Origin of the sequence: Streptomyces endophytica (assembly GCF_026153355.1) — a bacterium.
In the GTDB taxonomy this organism is placed as follows: Bacteria; Actinomycetota; Actinomycetes; order Streptomycetales; family Streptomycetaceae; genus Streptomyces; species Streptomyces endophytica.
The window spans coordinates 4,080,002-4,099,332 of record NZ_CP110636.1 but is presented as its reverse complement, the minus strand read 5'-3'; the positions used below and the strand labels follow the sequence as shown (position 1 = coordinate 4,099,332).

General features: G+C 73.5%; 5 protein-coding genes and 10 pseudogenes. 6 read left to right on the top strand and 9 right to left on the bottom strand.

Features of this window, described 5'->3' with window-relative positions; all coding sequences use genetic code 11:
* Nucleotides 1-822: 822 nt before the first annotated feature.
* Nucleotides 823-3,667, bottom strand: a pseudogene (locus tag OJ254_RS18225) (DEAD/DEAH box helicase).
* A gap of 253 nt (nucleotides 3,668-3,920) precedes the next feature.
* On the opposite strand from OJ254_RS18225, the pseudogene OJ254_RS18220 reads away from it, so the two are divergent.
* Together OJ254_RS18220 and OJ254_RS18215 are read left to right on the top strand one after the other, a co-directional pair.
* Nucleotides 3,921-5,466 (top strand): annotated as a pseudogene (locus tag OJ254_RS18220) (UvrD-helicase domain-containing protein).
* Nucleotides 5,467-5,517: 51 nt separating this feature from the next.
* Nucleotides 5,518-5,831 (top strand): annotated as a pseudogene (locus OJ254_RS18215) (DUF6343 family protein).
* 78 nt (nucleotides 5,832-5,909) lie between these two features.
* Here the strand turns inward: OJ254_RS18215 and OJ254_RS18210 are convergent.
* The 4 pseudogenes from OJ254_RS18210 to OJ254_RS18195 form a co-directional block, all read right to left on the bottom strand.
* A pseudogene (locus OJ254_RS18210) lies at nucleotides 5,910-6,346 on the bottom strand (tetratricopeptide repeat protein).
* Nucleotides 6,347-6,538: 192 nt separating this feature from the next.
* Nucleotides 6,539-6,873, bottom strand: a pseudogene (locus OJ254_RS18205) (cupin domain-containing protein).
* A gap of 425 nt (nucleotides 6,874-7,298) precedes the next feature.
* Nucleotides 7,299-7,887: pseudogene (coaE, locus tag OJ254_RS18200) on the bottom strand (dephospho-CoA kinase).
* A 118-nt stretch (nucleotides 7,888-8,005) separates the two neighbouring features.
* Nucleotides 8,006-8,952 (bottom strand): annotated as a pseudogene (locus OJ254_RS18195) (PAC2 family protein).
* A 312-nt stretch (nucleotides 8,953-9,264) separates the two neighbouring features.
* Here OJ254_RS18195 and OJ254_RS18190 point away from each other — a divergent pair.
* Nucleotides 9,265-9,413, top strand: a pseudogene (locus OJ254_RS18190) (right-handed parallel beta-helix repeat-containing protein); the annotation flags it as partial.
* A gap of 343 nt (nucleotides 9,414-9,756) precedes the next feature.
* Here OJ254_RS18190 and rpsA read toward each other — a convergent pair.
* Nucleotides 9,757-11,273 (bottom strand): annotated as a pseudogene (gene rpsA / locus OJ254_RS18185) (30S ribosomal protein S1).
* A 372-nt stretch (nucleotides 11,274-11,645) separates the two neighbouring features.
* On the opposite strand from rpsA, the pseudogene OJ254_RS18180 reads away from it, so the two are divergent.
* Together OJ254_RS18180 and hrpB are read left to right on the top strand one after the other, a co-directional pair.
* A pseudogene (locus OJ254_RS18180) lies at nucleotides 11,646-12,468 on the top strand (class I SAM-dependent methyltransferase).
* A 55-nt stretch (nucleotides 12,469-12,523) separates the two neighbouring features.
* Nucleotides 12,524-15,082 carry an ATP-dependent helicase HrpB gene (hrpB, locus tag OJ254_RS18175; protein ID WP_265363173.1) on the top strand — a complete coding sequence of 853 codons (2,559 nt, stop codon included), beginning with the start codon at nucleotides 12,524-12,526 and terminating at the stop codon, nucleotides 15,080-15,082.
* Here the strand turns inward: hrpB and pgfA are convergent.
* The 3 genes from pgfA to OJ254_RS18160 form a co-directional block, all read right to left on the bottom strand.
* Nucleotides 15,069-16,055 (bottom strand): cell envelope lipid trafficking protein PgfA, encoded by a 987-nt coding sequence (gene pgfA / locus OJ254_RS18170; RefSeq protein WP_265363172.1) that lies wholly within the window; start codon nucleotides 16,053-16,055, stop codon nucleotides 15,069-15,071. The two genes, hrpB and pgfA, sit on opposite strands and share 14 nt — an antisense overlap.
* Before the next feature lie 18 nt (nucleotides 16,056-16,073).
* On the bottom strand, nucleotides 16,074-16,208 hold the full coding sequence (locus OJ254_RS18165) for an SPW_0924 family protein (RefSeq protein WP_265363171.1): 135 nt from the start codon (nucleotides 16,206-16,208) through the stop codon (nucleotides 16,074-16,076).
* A 197-nt stretch (nucleotides 16,209-16,405) separates the two neighbouring features.
* A complete protein-coding gene (locus OJ254_RS18160; RefSeq protein WP_265363170.1) occupies nucleotides 16,406-18,214 on the bottom strand; it encodes a lytic transglycosylase domain-containing protein in 1,809 nt (602 codons plus the stop codon).
* A 152-nt stretch (nucleotides 18,215-18,366) separates the two neighbouring features.
* Between OJ254_RS18160 and OJ254_RS18155 the strand changes: the two genes are divergently transcribed.
* Nucleotides 18,367-19,284, top strand: coding sequence for a DUF4184 family protein (locus tag OJ254_RS18155; protein ID WP_265363169.1), 918 nt, complete (start codon nucleotides 18,367-18,369; stop codon nucleotides 19,282-19,284).
* Nucleotides 19,285-19,331: the final 47 nt, after the last annotated feature.

Below are 19,331 nucleotides of genomic sequence, written 5' to 3'. Positions count from 1 at the left end.
GGCGGGCAGGGGCGGCGGGAGGGCCGCCGGTGGCGGTCGGCGAGGGCGGCGCGGGCGAGGACGGGGCGCGGCGCGGGCGACCCCGGCGCGGGGTGCGTCCGGAGCTTCGGGAGCGGCTCCGGAGGCCCGGACGGCGCCGATCCGCCGGGCCTCACTCCCTCCTGGCGGGTGGAGCCGTACCGTCCGGTGTCCGGGTGTGCGCCTCCCCGGCGTGAGGCGGTGTTACGGCGGGCGAGCGCGTCGAGGAGTTCGCGCTCGCCGCGGCGCGCAATCAGCAGCAGCACGAACGGGTCGGCGTCCAGCAGCCTGGCCACCTGGAAGCAGAGGGCGGCGGCGGGTGTTTGCAGGGCCTGCCGTGGTCGGGCACGAGCAGCGGGGGACGAGGTCGCCCGGCCCGGGAAGGAGACGCACTTCGCCCTCGGCCAGGGTCCGCGGGAGCTTTTTGGCCAGCAGGGCGGCGAGTTGGTCCGGTTCCGCGGCGACGGCGTCCAGGAGGCCGTCCATCGTGGTCGCTGAGGGTGCGCAGGCGGATCTCGGCGCTGTAGGGGCGGGGCCTGCTGCCCCGTACGGTGGCGGAGGATGCGGCCCGGGGTGACGTTGATGGGGTCGACGTGGCCGTCGCGGGCGTAGGTCCGCGCGGGGCGAGCCGGGCGCTGTCGAGCGCGGTGGTCTCCAGGGCGTCCAGCCAGGCGCTGCCCCACCAGGACTCGGCGAACAGGCCCCGGGCGCCGGGCCGGGGCGGCAGGGGCGGGAAGGAGCGCGTACGGTCGGCGCGGGCCAGCCGGTCCGCGGCGGCGGCGCGCCCCGAGGGGCGGCGGGGGATCATGCGGCCCTCCTCAGGGAGACGAGATCGGCCAGCTCGGCATCGGAGAGTTCGGTGAGCGCGGTTTCCCCTCCCGAGAGCACGGCGTCGGCGAGCGCCCTTTTGCGGCGAGGAGTTGGGCGATGTTGTCCTCGACGGTGCCTTCGGTGATCAGGCGGTGGACCTGCACCGGCTGGGTCTGGCCGATGCGGTAGGCGCGGTCGGTGGCCTGCTCCTCCACCGCCGGATTCCACCAGCGGTCGTAGGATCACATGCCCGGCGCGGGTCAGATTGAGCCCGGTGCCCGCCGCCTTCAAGGACAGCAGGAAAACCGGGGCGTGCCCCGACTGGAACCGGTCGACCATCTTCTCCCGTTCGGCGACGGGCGTTCCGCCGTGCAGCAGCTGGGCGGGGATGCCGCGGGCGGCCAGATGGCGTTCGAGGAGCCGGGCCATGCTCACGTACTGGGTGAAGACCAGGGTGGAGCCGCCCTCGGCGAGGATCGTCTCCAGGAGCTCATCGAGGAGTTCGAGCTTCCCGGAGCGGGCGGCCAGGCCCGGGGCGGTCTCCTTGAGGTACTGCGCGGGGTGGTTGCAGATCTGCTTGAGGGCCGTGAGCAGCTTCATGACCAGGCCGCGGCGGGCGATGCCCTCGGCGGTCTCGATCCGGGCGAGGGTCTCGCGGACCACGGCCTGATACAGGGCGGCCTGTTCGCGTCCGAGGGCGACGGGTGGTCCGTCTCCGTCTTGGGCGGGAGCTCGGGGGCGATCCCCGGGTCGGACTTCTTGCGGCGCAGGACGAACGGCCGCACCAGCCTGGCCAGTCGCTCGGCGGCCTCCGGGTCCTGGCCGCCCTCGACCTCGCGGGCGTGCAGGGCCCGGAACGTCTTCAGCCGTCCGAGCAGGCCGGGCGTGGTCCAGTCGAGGAGCGCCCACAGCTCGGAGAGGTTGTTCTCGACCGGGGTGCCCGTGAGGGCGATCCGGGCCGGCGCCTTGATGTCGCGCAGCGCCTTGGCCGTGGACGAGCGGGGGTTCTTCACGTGCTGCGCCTCGTCGGCGACGACCCAGGCCCAGCGCCGGGCGGCCAGTTCGGCGGCGCTGCTGCGCATCGTGCCGTACGTCGTCAGCACGAAGCCGCCCGTCAGGCCGTCCAGGCTGCGGCCGGTGCCGTGGAAGCGCCGTACGGGCGTGCCGGGGGCGAAGCGCTCGATCTCGCGCTGCCAGTTGCCGAGGAGGGAGGCCGGGCAAACCACCAGGACCGGGTCGGTGGGGCGCCGGTGCAGATGGAGGGCGATGACGGTGATGGTCTTGCCCAGGCCCATGTCGTCGGCCAGGCAGCCGCCGAGGCCGAGGGTGGTCATGGTGTCGAGCCAGGTCATGCCCCGTAGTTGGTAGTCGCGGAGCGTCGCGCGCAGTCCGGACGGCTGGGGCAGGGGGGCGCTTCGGAGGTGAGGCGGTCGCGCAGCGCGGCGAGCGCCCCCAGAGGCACCACCTCGACCTGCTCCCCGTCCACCTCGGCGGTGCCGTTGAGCGTCGCGGCGAGGGCGTCGGCCGGCTCCAGATAGCCCAGTTCCCGCTTGCGGGCCTTGCGCACGAGCCGGGGTCCACCAGGACCCACTGGTCGCGCAGCCGGACGACGGGGCGGTGCGCCTCGGCGAGTTCGTCCATTTCGGCCTCGGTCAGCGGGAGTCCGTCCATCGCCAGCTGCCAGCGGAATTGCAGCAGTTGGCCGGTCTCGAAGAACCCGAAGCCGTCCGCGGCGGAGCCGGGCGCAGAGCGCAGCACCGCGGCCGCGGTCAGCCCGCGGGCCAGTTCCCGGGGCCAGTGGACGGCGATGCCCGCGGCACCGAGCCGGGGCGCGGCATCCCCCAGCAGCTCGTAGAGCTCGTCCCCCAGGGGGAGGACGTCGGGGACCGGCCGCTCCAGGAGGCGGGTCAGCGGGGCCCAGACCGGGCGGCACGGCGCAGCGCGAGCAGGGTGTCGACGCGGGAGCGCGGACCGAAGTGGTCGGGCCCCTCACCGTCCCACAACTGCCGGGCGTCGGCGATCAGCGTCGGGTCCGTGAGGCTCTGCACCTGCAGCACCACCGCCGCGCTCCCCTCGCCGTCCGCTTCGCCCTCACCCGTGACGTCGAAGAGCCGGTCCGGCGCGAGATCGAGGCGCAGGGACAGTCGTACCCCCGCATCGACGCCGGCCGCGACCTCGGCGGCCCAGTCGCGCGCACCGGGGAGGCGCTGCGGTGCGTACGCGGCGAAGGGAGCGCCGGCCACCAGCTCGGCGGCCGGGGTACGGGGCAGCGCGTCCACCACGGCGTCCACATAGCGCCGCACCAGGTCTGCGGGTCGTGCAGTTGCAGCGGCCGGCTGCCGGGGAGGGGGACGGCGTAGGCCTCGGCGGGCATGGCGGCGGCGATCGCCCGGAGGTGCGCGATGTCGTCCGGGTCGAGCGGGCCGGCCCGCCAGGCGTCGGTGTCCTCGGGCGTCAGCCCGGGCAGCAGCCGCCCGCGCGCGGCGAGATGCAGCGCGTGCAGGGTGGCGGCCCCCCAACAGGCGGCGGCGGGATCAGCGGCCGGATCGTGCCGGGCGCGGACGAGCAGGGGGACTGCCTCGGCCAGCGGCAGCAGCACGGCCGGAACCGTGCGCGCCCGGGCGCCGCTGCCATGACGGCGGGCCACGGTCAGCCGCGTCGCCTCCGCGCCCGTCTGCTGCGCGCCGTCGTCGCGCGCACCGGTGCCGGGCTCGGGGAGCGGCCCGCCGTCGGGTCGCCAGAGCGCGATCCGTCCGGCGCGGGGCGGCTGCGCGGGCAGAAAGACCGCGGCACAGCAGGCCGCGGCGGCATACCTGCCGTCATCCCACCGCTCGCTCATGCCGTCTCCTGACGTCCGAATCCTCCGGCTCCTGCCGACTCCCGATGAAAGCAGACGGCACTGACAACGCCGTCGGCCGGCGGGGCGGCGGGCGCCGGGCGGCTGAGTTATCCACAGGCAGAAAAAGATTCGTCGCGGATCCGCCGCGATCGGCTACAGTCAGTTACGTCGTCACTCTCAGTGATCGATTGATGTCGATCGGCGGGCGGGGGCCTCCCGCCTCCGCCGCCACCCCACACCGAAAGGCAGCCCGATGCACACCCCGACTCCCGAACAGCGCGCCGCCGCCGAGCTCTTTCCGACCGGCACCCACCTCGTGATCCAGGCCGGTGCCGGCACCGGCAAGACGACGACGCTGGCGATGCTCGCGCACTCCGCGCGACAGCAGGGCCGGCTCGGCCGCTATATCGCCTTCAACAGAGCCGTCGCCCGGCACGCCGCCCGGACCTTCCCGACCGAGGTCGCCTGCGGGACCGCCCACGCCCTCGCCTACACCGCCGTGGGCAAGCGGTATCAGTCCCGGATGAACGCCCCACGGCAAGCGGGCTGGCGCACCGGCGCAGCCCTGGGCATCGAGGACGGTATGTCCTTACGCATCGGTGCGCGCACGGTCACGCACAAGGCACTCTCCTATACGGCCCTGCGCACCGTCACCCGCTTCTGCCACTCGGCGGACCGCGAGCTCCAGGCCCGGCACGTCCCGCCCCTGCGCGGCGCCGAATCCCCGCCGCTGCACGCCCACCTCGCCGAGGCCGTCCTGCCGTACGCCCGCAAGGCCTGGGCCGATCTGCAGCGCCCCGACCACGGCGTGGTCCGCTTCGAGCACGACCACTACCTGAAGATGTGGGCCCTGACCGAGCCCGTCATCCCGGCCGACTTCCTGCTCCTGGACGAGGCCCAGGACACCAACCCGTCGTCGAGCAGGTCTTCACCGCACAGCGCGACCACGCCCAGCTGGTGCTGGTCGGGGACTCCGCCCAGGCCATCTACGGCTGGCGCGGTGCCCGCGACGTGATGACCGGCTTCGACGGCCGACGGCTCACCCTCTCCCACTCCTTCCGCTTCGGACCGGCGCTGGCGGCCGAGGCCAACCGCTGGCTCGCGATCGTCGACGCGCCGATCCGGCTCCGAGGCTCCCCGGACCGGAAGACGGAGCTGTGCCCGGTCCGCTCCCCCGAGGCCATTCTGTGCCGGACCAACGTGGGGGCGATGGTGGAGGTGATACGGCAGTTGGAGGCGGACCGCCGGGTCGCCCTCGCGGCGGCGGCGAGACCCTGAGCGCCCTGGCGCGCGCCGTGCACGACCTCGAAGCCGGACGCCGGACCGGCCATCCGGAGCTGATGCTCTTCGAAACCTGGGCCGAGCTGCGCGAGTACGCGGAGTGCGATCCGGCCGGACGGGACCTCCTGCCGCTGGTGGAACTCGTCGACGAGCACGGCACGGCCGCCGTGCTCCGGGCCCTGGACCGGCTCTCCCCCGAGGACTCTGCCGAGGTGACGGTGTCCACGGCCCATCGGGCCAAGGGTCGCGAGTGGCCGAGCGTACGCATCGCGGACGACTTCACCGGCCCCGATGACCTCGACGAGCGCGACGACACCGGGCAGCCGCTCCCCGGCCCCATCGACGTCGACGAGGCGCGCCTGGCGTACGTGGCCGTGACCCGCGCCCGCTCGCGGCTCGACATCGGCGGGCTGTCCTGGATCAACGGCCACCCGGCCGGCGATCCCCGCCCCACGCCTTGCCCCACGCACAAGACGGCGAAGGAGACGAAGACCGACCAAGGCGAGGAAGAGCAGTGACGGACTCATGGATCGGGAGGATCCTGGAAGGTGAAGTGGGAGATGAGGCCGATGCGTACGGGAAATGAGCCCCTGCAGGCACGCAGCCCGCTGAAAATACGCTGCGGACTGGCACTGTGGGGACTGCGTGGGCCGTCGCCGGGGCCGTGGCCTTCGCCGACTTCGGGCGGCCGGAATGGGCGGCCGCGTGTGCCGCACTCGCCATGGTGGCAGCCGCAGACCTGATCATGGTCATCCGCCACATCCGCCAGGGACCGCACTACCAACCGGGCAAGGACGTACCACCGTACGAGCCCGACCGCGGCCGGAACGATGTCTTCGGCATACGCAACGACACGGACCGCCGCCGCGGCAGTAGGCCGTGACTCGACCACTGGCCGTGACGCGGCGGCCGGCCGTGACCCGGCGGCGGCCGGCCTCCCTACTCGGTGGACCATCCCCACCTACCGCGGTCCTGTGTCCTCGCCGCCCGGCCGGTCGGGGGCGTCCTTCGGAGCCCGGTCACCGTTGCCCGTGGCGTCCGGGGCGAAGCGGGCCGCCTGGATGAACTCCGGGCGGGGGTCGAGGCCGCCGCCAGCCGGAAGTGGCGGAGCGCCTCGTCAGGGCGGGCGGCGCGCTCCAGGGTGCGGGCGAGCGCGAAGTGCGCGAACGCGTTGTCGGGCTCACGCTCCAGCACGATCTGGAACTCAAGCTCCGCCGGCCGTAGTTGAGCGGCGAGGAAAAAGGCACGGGCGCGCAGCAGTCGGGCCGCGGTGTTGTCCGGATGCGCGCTGATGACCGAGTCCAGCAACCGGATCGCGCCGCGGGGGTCGCGGGCGGCCAGCAGCTGCTCCGCAGCACGGAAGTCGATGACATGCGTCTCGGGGCTGCTCTCGGGCACGACCTACTCCTCTCCACCGGCGTCGCTGTCGGCGCAGGCATGCGTCCGCCAGGGACCGTACGGTGTTACCTGGGGCCACAACAACCCTGTCGGCCACGGCATTCCCCGGATCCGGCGGAGGCCGAAGCAGCCCCGGGGACGCTCGGCCGGACCACCGTCCGCTCCCTCATGAGCCCTGCCGCCAGAGGGCCGCTAGAGGCTGATGTGGTACGCCTTGCGGAGCGTCTCGTGGACGGTCCAGCGGGTGCGGTCGCCCTCGCGGAGGATGCAGGCGTCGCCGGGGCCCACCTCGAGGACCGAGCCGCCTTCCACCTCGATGGTGGCGCGTCCGCTGACGACGACGAACAGTTCATTGGCCTCGGTGTCGGTCACCACACCCGGCGTGATCTGCCAGATACCGCGGATCTGCTGGCCGTCGGCGGACTCCCACAACCCTTCCCCGTCACCTCGGGCGTACCGGAGACGATCTGCGAGGGGTCCAGCGGCTCCGGCTCCAGGTCGGCGTCCGCGATGCCGGGGATGTTCACGACGAAGGAGGGAGGTGCCGATTCGGCAGCGGAAGGTGAGGAGGCGGGCTCGGTCACCGACTCGGCTACAGGCTCGCCGGCCGAGAGCTGGGCGTCAAGATCGGAAGCAGCAGTCATGGCGGCGAGGGTATCGCCCGGCCGTTCGAGCCCGGCAGCCACTCCCCCACCGGGCCGGGCCTCGCCCCCAGCCGGCCCGGCACCCGCTTCCGCCTACCGGCGCGACGCCCATCGCCTCAGCCGGCCCGTGCGCGCATCCCCTGCGGGCCCGAGCCCGTCACTCAGCCTGCCCGTGCACGCATCCCTCGGCGGGCCCAAGCCCGTCACTCAGCCGGCCCGGCACCCGTCACCTAGTCCGGCCGGCGGCCCGCACCTTGTCCGCCCGACGGCCGTCACCTCATGCGCCCGGCGGCCGTGCCTCAGCCGCCTCAACCGTTGCGGAGGCGTTCCCACACCTTGCGGACCTGGGGTTCCAGGGCCTCCAGGGGGCCGTCGTTGTCGATGACCAGGTCGGCGATCGCCAGCCGTTGTTCGCGGGTGGCCTGGGCGGCCATCCGGGACTTCGCCTCGTCCTCCGCCATGCCGCGCAGCCGCACCAGGCGGTCCAGCTGGGTTTCGGGGGCGGCGTCGATCACGACCACCAGGTCGTAGAGCGGCGCCAGGCCGTTCTCCGTGAGGAGGGGGACGTCGTGCACGACCACCGCGTCCGGGCCTGCCGATGCTCGAGTTCCGCCGACCGCGCACCCACCAGGGGTGCACGATCGCATTGAGCGCCTTGAGTTTCCCGGGGTCGGCGAACACGATGCCGCCCAGCTTGGGGCGGTCCAGCGTGCCGTCCGGCGCGAGGACGTCCTCACCGAACTCCTCGACCACCGACGCGAGTCCGGGCGTGCCCGGCTCGACGACCTCGCGTGCGATCTTGTCCGCGTCCACGATGACCGCGCCGTACGACGCCAGCAGTCGTGAAACCTCACTCTTGCCCGCGCCGATGCCGCCGGTCAGCCCCACCTTCACCATGGGCCCACGCTATACGTTGCCCGAGGCGCGGCGCTGCGGGGAAGCGACATCCGGGAAAGGGCCGAAGAGAGCCAGGGCAGGGCCCCGGAGGCGGGGAGGGAGCGGGGGCGGTGCCGCGTCAGGCGGGCCCGCCGTCGCCCTCCCGTTCCGCCAGGAAGCGCTCGAATTCCCGGCCGATCTCATCGGCCGAGGGGAGCTCCACCGGTTCGGCCACCAGATTCCCCCGGGTCTCGGCACCGGCCACCGCGTCGTACTGGTGCTCCAGCCCACTGACCAGCGCGACCAGTTCCTCGTCGCCCTCGGAGATCTGCCGCTCGATCTCCTCCTGAGTGCGCAGCGCCTCCGTACGCAGTGCATGCGCCGGGCCGGGCAGCACCAGGCCGGTCGCCGCCGTCACGGCCTCCAGGACCGTCAGCGCCGCGTCCGGGTACGCGGAGGGGCGATGTAGTGCGGTACGTGCGCCGCCACGCCGAGCACGTCGTGCCCCGCCTCCGCCAGGCGGTATTCGATCAGCGCCTCCGCGCTTCCCGGAACCTGGGCCTCGTCGAAGAAGCTGGCGTGCCCGGGCATCAGGTCGGTGCGGTTGCCGTGCGGGGTGATGCCGACCGGGCGGGTGTGCGGGACGCCCATCGGGATGCCGTGGAAGTTGACCGAGAGACGCACCCCGAGCCGCTCGATGATCTCCTTCACGGCGGCCGCGAAGCGCTCCCACTCGACGTCCGGCTCCGGGCCGGACAGCAGCAGGAACGGCGCATCGGTGGTGTCGCGCACCAGCTTCAGCTCGATGCTCGGCGTTTCGTAGGCGGTCCAGCGGTTGCGCTCGAAGGTGAGCAGCGGGCGGCGGGCGCGGTAGTCGATGAGGCGGTCGTGGTCGAAGCGGGCCACGACCCGGTGCGGCAGGCCGTCCAGCAGCCGCTGGACGATCTGGTCGCCCGTCTCACCGGCGTCGATGTACCCGTCGAAGTGGTACAGCAGCACCAGCCCGGCCGAGTCCCGCGAGGCCAGCGCCTCGACCTCCGCGAGCCCGCTCGGCTCCCATTCGTACAAACCCTGGGGATCCAACACAGTGACCGCTCCTCCTCGTTCTCATGAACGGCAACGTGCGGTCGGCCGTCGGCATTCCCGGCCGTGGATATGACCCGGTCCCGTACCGGACAGTTCCCGCCACCACCGGACCCCACCGTTCCGCGGCCGCCCGTGCCCCTACTGTGCCCTGTTCCGGGCGAGCCCCACCTTCCCCCTCTCCCCATTCACGAAGATGACCCCAACCCACCTCCCCCGAGGGCGAATTGATCCTCCATCCGCTTCTCACCCGAAGCCCTGACGCCTCCCAGCAGGCAACTTCAAGGCCACCGCTACCGCACCTCCGTCTCCGTCTCCGACTCCCGCATCACGCTGACCGGTTCGCCCCGGGCCGTGCTCACCGCGGGCGGCGGCTACGGGCTGTACGTGAGCGGCGCCTCGTACTGGACCGTCAAGGGATCACCGTCACCGGCAGTCAGAAGGGGATCGTGATGGACGCCGCGACATCACCCACTGCGACACGGCCGGTTGCCCGGTGACCATCGCGGGGGTCAACACCGTCACCGGTGGCCGCGGCGCTGCCCATCCGGGCGTCCCCGTGGGCTGACCCGCGATTGCCCCGACCGGAGCGCGCCCTGGCCCCGCAACGCACCTCCGTGGGGCCACGGCCACGGCGGCACGGCGAAGAACACGACGCCCACCAAAGGCCCGAGGGCCCGACGGCTCGACGGCTCGACGGCAGACGGCAGACGGCACCAGCGACTCGACGGCACGATGGCACGGCGAAGGCCCGCTCCCCGAGGGGAACGGGCCTTCGTCGATCAGCTACTGCCTACCGGCGCGAGCTCAGCTCTGGCCGCCGGCCAGCTTCTCGCGGGAGCGCGGCGAGCGCCTCGTCCGACGCCAGGGCGCCGGCGTTGTCCGCCGACTCCGAGGAGTACGAGCCGCCGCCGGCCTGGCCGCCGCCGGCCTGGCCGCCACCCTGCGCCGCCGGCGCCGCAGCGCCCTCGGCCGCAGCCTGCTCGTCGGCCTCGCGGGACTTGATGACCTGGGCCTGGTGCTGCTCGAAGCGCTGCTGCGCCTCGGCGTACTGGTTCTCCCAGGCCTCGCGCTGGGTCTCGTAGCCCTCGAGCCAGTCGTTGGTCTCGGGTCGAAGCCCTCGGGGTAGATGTAGTTGCCCTGGTCGTCGTAGGACGCGGCCATGCCGTACAGGGTCGGGTCGAACTCGACCGCCGTCGGGTCGGCACCGAAGGACTCGTTGGCCTGCTTCAGCGAGAGGCTGATGCGACGACGCTCGAGGTCGATGTCGATGACCTTGACGAAGATCTCGTCGTTGACCTGGACGACCTGCTCCGGGATCTCGACGTGGCGCTCGGCCAGCTCGGAGATGTGGACCAGGCCCTCGATGCCCTCGTCGACGCGCACGAACGCACCGAACGGAACGAGCTTGGTGACCTTACCCGGGACGACCTGACCGATCTGGTGGGTCCGGGCGAACTGCTGCCACGGGTCTTCCTGGGTCGCCTTGAGCGACAGGGAGACGCGCTCGCGGTCCATGTCGACGTCCAGGACCTCGACCGTGACCTCCTGGCCGACCTCGACGACCTCGGAGGGGTGGTCGATGTGCTTCCAGGACAGCTCGGAGACGTGGACGAGACCGTCGACGCCACCCAGGTCCACGAAGGCACCGAAGTTGACGATGGAGGAGACGACGCCGGAGCGCACCTGACCCTTCTGGAGGGTGGTGAGGAAGGTCTGGCGGACCTCGCTCTGGGTCTGCTCCAGCCAGGCGCGGCGGGACAGGACCACGTTGTTGCGGTTCTTGTCCAGCTCGATGATCTTGGCCTCGAGCTCCTTGCCCACGTAGGGCTGAAGGTCGCGGACGCGGCGCATCTCGACCAGGGAGGCCGGGAGGAAGCCACGGAGGCCGATGTCGAGGATGAGACCACCCTTGACGACCTCGATGACGGTACCGGTGACGATGCCGTCCTCTTCCTTGATCTTCTCGATGGTGCCCCAGGCACGCTCGTACTGGGCGCGCTTCTTCGAGAGGATCAGGCGGCCTTCCTTGTCCTCCTTCTGGAGGACGAGGCCTCGATCTCGTCACCGACGGCAACGACCTCGTTGGGGTCGACGTCGTGCTTGATCGAGAGCTCGCGGCTCGGGATGACGCCTTCGGTCTTGTAACCGATGTCGAGCAGGACCTCGTCCCGGTCGACCTTCACGATGACGCCGTCGACGATGTCGCCGTCGTTGAAGTACTTGATCGTCTCGTCGATCGCGGCGAGGAAAGCTTCCTCGTTACCGATGTCGTTGACCGCAACCTGCGGGGTGGTGGCGGTGGTCTCGGTGCTGCTCGTCATGTGGGAAAGGGCTCCGGTACGGACATTGAAGTCGTAGGTACTGCTACGCCGAGAGCCCGTATCGCCTCTGCATAAGCCGGACAGTGTCAGAGACGCTCTCGTGGAGGCTCGTGGATGCCGAAGCATCGGAACCGCCTGAAACGCCTCAAAACCGAGGGGTGCATACAGATGCGAGCGCGGCCTGCTCCGTCTGAGGCGCGCAAGCCCGCAGCGCAACTTGTAGCATACGGGGCAGCCGGACACGGTCAATGCGCGAACGCGCACACCCGGGGCAGAGCGCCCCAAAACCGGCACACGCGATGTTCCGCGAGGCCGAGCGGCCTCACAGTCCCTGCAGCAACAAGCAGAGCGAAGACTACGACGACGGGCGCGATGAACCAAGACCACGAGCCCGAGGCGACCCGCCGTGACGCCTCGGACACCGAGAGCAGCCGCGCCAATCGGGGCTGGTGGGACCGCAACGCCGACGAGTACCAGAGCGAGCACGGCGCGTTCCTGGGGGACGACCGGTTCGTGTGGGGTCCTGAGGGGCTGGACGAGGCGGAGGCGGCGCTGCTCGGGGCCGGCCGCCGAGCTGAAGGGCCGCCGGATCCTGGAGATCGGGGCCGGCGCGGCGCAGTGCTCCCGCTGGCTGGCGGCGCAGGGCGCGCTCCCGGTGGCGCTGGACATCTCCCACCGGCAGCTCCAGCACGCGCTGCGGATCGCCGACGCGACGCCGGGCGCCGCCACGGACCTGGTGGAGGCGGACGCCGGGGCGCTCCCCTTCCGCGACGGCAGTTTCGATCTCGCCTGCTCGGCATACGGGGCACTGCCGTTCGTCGCCGATCCCGTACGGGTGCTGCGCGAGGTGCGCCGGGTACTGCGGCCGGGCGGCCGGTTCGTCTTCTCCGTCACCCACCCGCTCCGCTGGGCCTTCCCGGACGAGCCGGGGCCCGAGGGACTGTCGGTGGCGTCCTCCTACTTCGACCGCACCCCGTACGTCGAGCAGGACGGGTTGGGGCGGGCGGTGTACGTCGAGCACCACCGGACGCTGGGCGACCGGGTGCGGGACGTGGTCGCGGCCGGGTTCCGGCTGCTGGACCTCGTCGAGCCGGAATGGCCGGAGTGGAACACCCAGGAGTGGGGCGGCTGGTCCCCGCTGCGCGGGCATCTGATCCCGGGCACGGCGATCTTCGTGTGCGAGGCGGAGGCGTAACGGCCCCTGCCGGCGGCCGGCGGCGTTGTCGGTGGCGGGCGGCAGACTGGGGGTTGTGATCGCCCGTGACGCACTCGCCCAGCTGCCCGTACGGACCGCCCTGCCCGCGCTGCGCGCCGCCCTCGACGGGGCCGGCAGCGTGGTGCTGTGCGCCCCGCCGGGCACCGGCAAGACGACGCTGGTGCCGCTGGACCTGGCCGGGCTGACCGGCGACGGGCCGCGCCGACGGGTGCTGGTCGCCGAGCCGCGGCGGATCGCGGCCCGGGCCGCGGCGCGCCGGATGGCCTGGCTGCTGGGCGAGCAGGTGGGTGACCGGGTGGGGTTCACGGTGCGCGGCGAGCGGCGGGCCGGGCCGCGTACGGCCGTGGAGGTGGTGACGACCGGCGTGTTGCTGCAGCGGTTGCAGCGCGATCCGGAGCTGGCCGGGGTGGATGTCGTGGTGCTGGACGAGTGCCATGAGCGGCATCTGGACGCCGACACCTCGGCGGCGTTCCTGCTGGACGTGCGGGAGACGCTCCGCCCGGAGCTGCGGCTGGTTGCCGCGTCGGCGACGACGGACGCCGAGGGGTGGGCCGGACTGCTGGGCGGGGCGGCGGGGCCGGCCCCGGTGGTGGAGGCGGCGGGCGTGTCGCATCCGGTGGAGACGGTGTGGGCGCCCCCGGAGCGGCCGGTGCGGCCGGCGCACGGCCTGCGGGTCGATCCGGCGCTGCTGACTCATGTGGCGGGCGTGGTGCGGCGGGCGCTGCGCGAGCGGACCGGCGATGTGCTGTGCTTCCTGCCCGGGGTCGGGGAGATCGGGCGGGTCGCCGGGGAGCTGGCCGGGGTGGACGCCGAGGTGCTGCAGGTGCACGGCCGGGCGCCGGCCGAGGTGCAGGACGCCGTACTGGCGGGCGGCGACGGCGTCCGCAGGGTGGTGCTGGCGACCTCGGTGGCGGAGTCGAGTCTGACCGTGCCGGGGGTGCGGGTGGTGGTCGACAGCGGGCTGGCGCGGGTGCCGCGGATGGACCATGCGCGGGGGCTGAGCGCGCTGACGACCGTACGGGCGTCCCGGGCGGCGGCCCGGCAGCGGGCGGGCCGGGCCGGGCGGGAGGCGCCGGGCGTGGTCTACCGCTGCTGGGCGGAGGGTGAGGACGGGCGGCTGCCGGCCTTCCCCGACCCGGAGATCAGGGTGGCCGATCTGACCGCGTTCGCGTTGCAGGCGGCGTGCTGGGGCGATCCGGACGCGGGCGGTCTGGCGCTGCTGGACCCGCCGCCGGCCGGGGCGCTGGGCGCGGCCCGGGAGGTGCTGACGGCGGTCGGCGCGGTGGACGCGGCGGGCCGGGCGACGCGGCGGGGGCTGCGGATGGCGCGGATGGGCGTGCATCCCCGGCTGGCGCGGGCTCTGCTGGACGGCTCCGCCGAGGTCGGCGTGCGACGGGCGGCGGAGGTGGTGGCCCTGCTCAGCGAGGAGCCGCCGCGGGCGTACGGGGACGATCTGGCGGAGGCCTGGCGCACCGCGCGCCGGGGCGGGGACGGCTATGCCGCCAGGTGGCGGCAGGAGGCGCGGCGGCTGGCGGCGGCGGTCGGTGAGCCCGGTGCGGCCGGGGCCGGGGAGGCGCCCCGTGGTGACGGCCCGGGGCGGGGCGCGTCGGACGACGCGGTGGCGGGGCTGGTCGCCGCGCTGGCGTTTCCCGAGCGGGTGGCCCGGGCGCGCGGGGCCGGCAGCTATCTGATGGCGTCGGGCACCGGTGCCGAGCCGGGCCGGGAGGGTTCGCGGCTGCGGGACGCGCAGTGGCTGGCGGTCGCGGTGGCGGACCGGCCGGTGGCCGCGGCGTCGGCGCGGATACGGCTGGCGGCGGTGATCGACGAGGACACGGCGTGTGCCGCGGCGCGGGCGCTGTATTCCTCGGGTGAGGAGGTGCGCTGGACGGACGGGGACGTGGTGGCGCGGCGGGTGGAGCGGCTGGGGGCGATCGAGCTGGCGGTGCGGCCGCTGTCGGCGCCGGATCCGGAGCTGGTGCGGGAGGCCGTGGTGGCCGGGCTGCGCCGGGAAGGGCTCGGGCTGCTGCGGTGGCCGGCGGGCGCGGTGGCGGTGCGGCAGCGGATGGCGTTCCTGCACCGGGAGCTGGGCGCGCCGTGGCCGGACGTGTCGGACGCGGCGTTGCTCGCGCGGGTGGAGGACTGGCTGGGGGTGGAGCTGGGCCGGGCGCGGCGGCGGGCGGATCTGGAGCGGGCCGACACGGCTGCGGCGCTGGTCCGGCTGCTGCCCTGGGCGACCGGCGACGCGGCCCGCTTCGACGAGCTGGCTCCGGAGCGCATCGAGGTGCCGAGCGGTTCCCGGGTGCGGGTGGACTACGGCGGGGAGCAGCCGGTGCTGGCGGTGAAGCTGCAGGAGCTGTTCGGCTGGCAGGAGTCGCCGCGGACAGCCGGCGGGCGGGTGCCGGTGCTGGTGCATCTGCTGTCGCCGGCGGGGCGCCCGGCCGCCGTCACGGCCGATCTGGCGTCGTTCTGGCGGGACGGATACCGCGCCGTGCGCGCGGAGTTGCGCGGCCGCTATCCCAAGCACCCCTGGCCGGAGGACCCTTCGGCGGCCGAACCGACCCGGCACACCACCGCGCGGCTCAGGCGGGGTTGAGGGCGGGTTCCGCTTCCGTCTCCGGGGTGGCCGGGCGGCGGCCGCGGGCTTCGAGGTGGAGGCTCAGCGCGAGCAGTGCGGCGCCGAGGGTCAGGAATCCCCAGGGGAGGTAGCTGGTCAGGAGCAGGACGAGGGTGCGCTGGGAGGTCACCAGGGCGACGGTGGAGTCGACGTAGTCGGCGCGCATCCTGACGTGGCCGGCGAACGCGGTGACCTTGCCGCCGCCGGGCAGGAGGTCGCCGCCGCGCAGCTCTTCCCGGTGGATTTCCTCGCCGTTGACGGGGGCGCCGGTGACCGGCTCGACCCAGAACATCCGCTTGGTGGCGTACCAGCGGGTGGTGCCCATCTTCTCGACGGCCTTCGGGGTGATGCCCTTGACCGGCATCTTCTTGGGCAGCGGGACCTTGGTCCAGGGGATGGTCTGCTCGAAGTAGTAGACCTCCAGGCCGCGGAAGGTGCGGGTGCCCTTGTAGTGGATGGGGGCCGAGGTGCGGGTCTGGGCGTCGAAGTAGGTGTAGTCGCGCTTCTCGGTGAGGAACGGCCACTTGTACTCGATGCCGGTGCGGTGCACGGGGTCGCCGTCGACCATCTCGCCGGTGGCGTGCACGGGGTCCTGGGAGTGGGCGTCGAAGATGTAGCGCTCGGGGATCTCGGAGACCATCTTGCCGTCGGGTCCGGCGACGTAGGACAGGGCGTCCCAGACGACGACGTCGCGGCCGGCGGTCCGCTCGATCCGGTCGGAGGCGGCGACGTCGCCCTTGAGGGTCTGGACGATGGTGACCTTGGGGACCTTCCTGGCCTTCATGGTGCCGTAGTCGATGAGGGTGGCGGGCCGGGCCTCCAGGACCATGTCCTGGTACTGGCCGGGCGGGATCTTGGCGAGCCGCGGGAAGGCGTACCACCGCAGCAGCGGGGAGAGTGCGGTGAAGAAGACGGCGAAGGCGAGCAGTACCAGGCTGGCGGTGCGGCGCATGGCGGCGGCGTCCCTCCCTCAGGGGTGTGCGGGGACGGTGGTGAGCAGCGGCTTGGGTGAGGTGGTGCCGCTGGGGGTGCCGACGGCCGTGACGGTGAGGACGAGGGCGAGTGCGGCGGCCAGTCCGGCCGCGGCGGCAATCAGGGCGCGCATGGTCGCCTCCCGGCACATCTGATACGGCGTCAGGGCGGGGGCACCGTAGCAACGGGCGGCGGAGATGAGAACACGTGCCGCCCGGGCAGATGGGGCACCGCCGCCCTGCCCGGGACGGCGGGCAGGGCGGCGGTGCGGACCGGGCGGGGTGCCGGCCGGCCGTGGTCTGCGGCCGGGGTCGCCGGCCGCCGGTGTGGTCAGGAGGTGGCCGGGGCGGCAACCTTCAGCTTGACGGTGAGGACGGCGCCGTCGTCGGTGGTCAGCCGCAGCAGGAACGTCCCGGTGTGCGAGTCGGTGTAGATCTTCGGGAGTTTCAGCAGGCCGTCGGCGTCCGTGGTCAGCCCGGCGAGGGTGCGGACCGGCTTGTCCTTGTTGTCGCCGGTGGCCTTCGGGTCCTTGAAGTAGGGACCCCGGTCGTTCTCCACCGGCTTGTCGGGGTCGTCGGTGACCATGGTCGCGGTGACCGGCACCCCGGCCGCGATCTTGCCCTGGAAGGTCGCCTTGATCTCGACGGCGTCCTCGGCGAAGGCCTGGCCGGCGGTGGCGGTCAGTTCCTTGTCCGAGGTGCGGGTGAGGGTGTCGGCCTTCGGCGCCGGCTTGGCCTTGACGGTGGCGTCGAAGGTGACGGCGGGCAGGGTGCGGCCGACGGCCGTCGCCCGGACGGTGAAGTCGCCGGCCTGGTCGCCCGCGTGCAGGGTGGGCGCGGTGGCCAGGCCGTCCTTGCCGGTGGTGACGGTGGCGGTGGTGGCGTTGCCGGGGAAGCGGGCGTCGGTGCCGGCGGGGAGGGTGAAGCGGATCCGGGCGCCGGCGACGGGCTTGCCCGCGGCGTCCTTGGCGCGTACCCGGGGCGCGGTGGCGAAGTCGGTGCCGGCGGTGGCGGTCAGGTCCTGGTCGCCGACGCGGGCGAGAGCGGTGACGGGGCCGGGCTTGGCGGGTGCCGGGGTGCCGGGCTTGGGGGTGCCGGGCTTGGGCTTCGGGGTGGGAGTGCCCGGTGTGTGGCCGGAACCGGAACCGCCGGGTCGCGCGGGCCCGTTGGGCTCGGGCCGGGGCTTGGCGGGCGTGCCGGAACCCTTGCCGTGGGCCCGGCCCTGGCCGCTTCCGCCGCCGGTGCGGCCGCCCGCGTGCCCGGTTTCATGCCCGTTGCCGGTTTCGTGGGTCCCGCGGTGGTGCACCGGGAGGACGCCGTGGCCGTCGGGCACCTCGTAGGTGCCCTTGCGGTAGAACGTGTACCAGGACAGCACGGTGCGCAGATAGTCGGCGGAGTTGTTGTAGCCGAGGACGGCGCGGTCCAGGTCGCCGGGGTCCGACAGATCGCGGCCGTCGGCGCAGAGGTAGCGGCCGGCGGCGAGCGCGGCGTCGTAGACGTTGTTGGGGTCCTTCTTGCCGTCGCCGTTGCCGTCGGCGCCCCAACCGCCCTGGTACGGACCGCCCTGGGACCAGGTGGAGGGGATGAACTGCATCGGGCCGACGGCGCGGTCGTGGGTGGTGTCGCCGTCGTAGCGGCCGCCGTCGGTGTCGAGGATGCGGGCGAAGCCGTGGCCGTTGAGCTGCGGGCCGAGGATCGGCTGGAGGGTGGTGCCCTCGGCGTCGACCGCGCCGCCACCGGCCTGGCCGGATTCGACCTTGCCGATTCCGGCGAGCAGTTGCCAGGGCAGCCGGCAGCCGGGGTCCTCGGCGTCGATGCGGGACTGGGCGTTCTTGTACGCGGCCAGGACGGTGGCGGGGATGCCGGCCTGGGCGGGCCCGGTGATGACGCGGGTGCCGCCGTCGGGGCGGGAGTGGGAGGAACGGCGGGGCGGCGCGAGGCTGTTGTGCGGCGGCAGTTCGGTGTAGTACGGCGCGCCGCCGTCGATGGGGGTGTCGACCGGCGGGGAGGGTTCCTGTTCCTTGGCCGCCTTTGCGGTGGCGTCCGGCGACTGGGAGGCGGTCAGGGCGGCGAGGACGAACGCCGCCACGGCCGTCGAGGCCGCTCCCCTGCGAAGTCGCCGCCGGAATGTGGCTGCCATACGTGGTCCCCTCCGCGTTGACGCACCGCGTTTCTGACGTGGTGTCGCGCTCCCCGGCGCTCCAACTCAGGCGACACTACGACAACTCGGGCCCGGCATCTACCACCTCATCGGACACATAATGATCTGAATCGATCGAGGGGTGGGTTGTCATGCCGTTCACGCTCAGCCATGCGGCGGCGGTGCTGCCGGCCGTCCGGCGGACCGGCACGGCCCGCGGGCGGCTGGTCGCCTCGGCGCTGGTGGCGGGGTCGTTCGCGCCGGACATGACGTACTACGCGGACACGCTGGTGCCCGGCGGTATGGAGTTCGGCGCGGTCACCCATGCGCCGTCCGGGGTGCTGACGGTCGATGTGCTGATCACCGCGGCGCTGGTCGGCGGCTGGCTGCTGGTGCGCGACCCGCTGCTGGCGCTGCTGCCGCGGGCCTGGCGGGGCCGGGTGTCGCTGTGCGTCCGGGGTCGCCCGTGGCGTCCGCGCGGACCCCGTGAACTCGCCGCGCTCACCGGCTGGTTCGTGCTCTCCGCGGTGCTCGGTGCGACGACCCATGTGGTGTGGGACGCCTTCACCCACCCGGGCCGCTGGGGGACGCGGCTGGTGCCGGGCCTGGACCGGGTCGTGGGCGGGTGGCCGGTGCCGACGTATCTGCAGTACGGCACCTCGGCGCTGGCGATGACCGCGCTGGTGTGGTTCGGATGGTCGGCGCTACGGGCCGCCGAGGCCGCCGACCCCGGGGTCAGGGCCGGCGCCGCGGCCGCCGTGCCCGCGTTGACCGTGCGGATGCGGCTGCTGCTCATCCTCCCGCTGCTGGTGTGCGTCCTGGCCGGCGCGGTGGACCGCGTCCTGCGGGCGCACGCCGAATACGGGGACGCGGCGGCGTGGTTCGACTATCTGCCATCCGCACTCTTCGGCGCGGGCGCCGGGCTCACCGTCGGGCTGCTGCTCCACGGCCTGGCGGTACGCCTGCTGGACCGGCGGGCGCGCCGCGGGCGGCCGGCCGAGGGCCCGCTGCCGGCCGCGCGGGCCGGTGCAGCAGCGGACCCACGGGAGGCGGTGCACGCCACCGACTGAGGCACGCCCGGGCGGAACCGAGGCCCCGCCCCTCGGCCCCGGCCCGC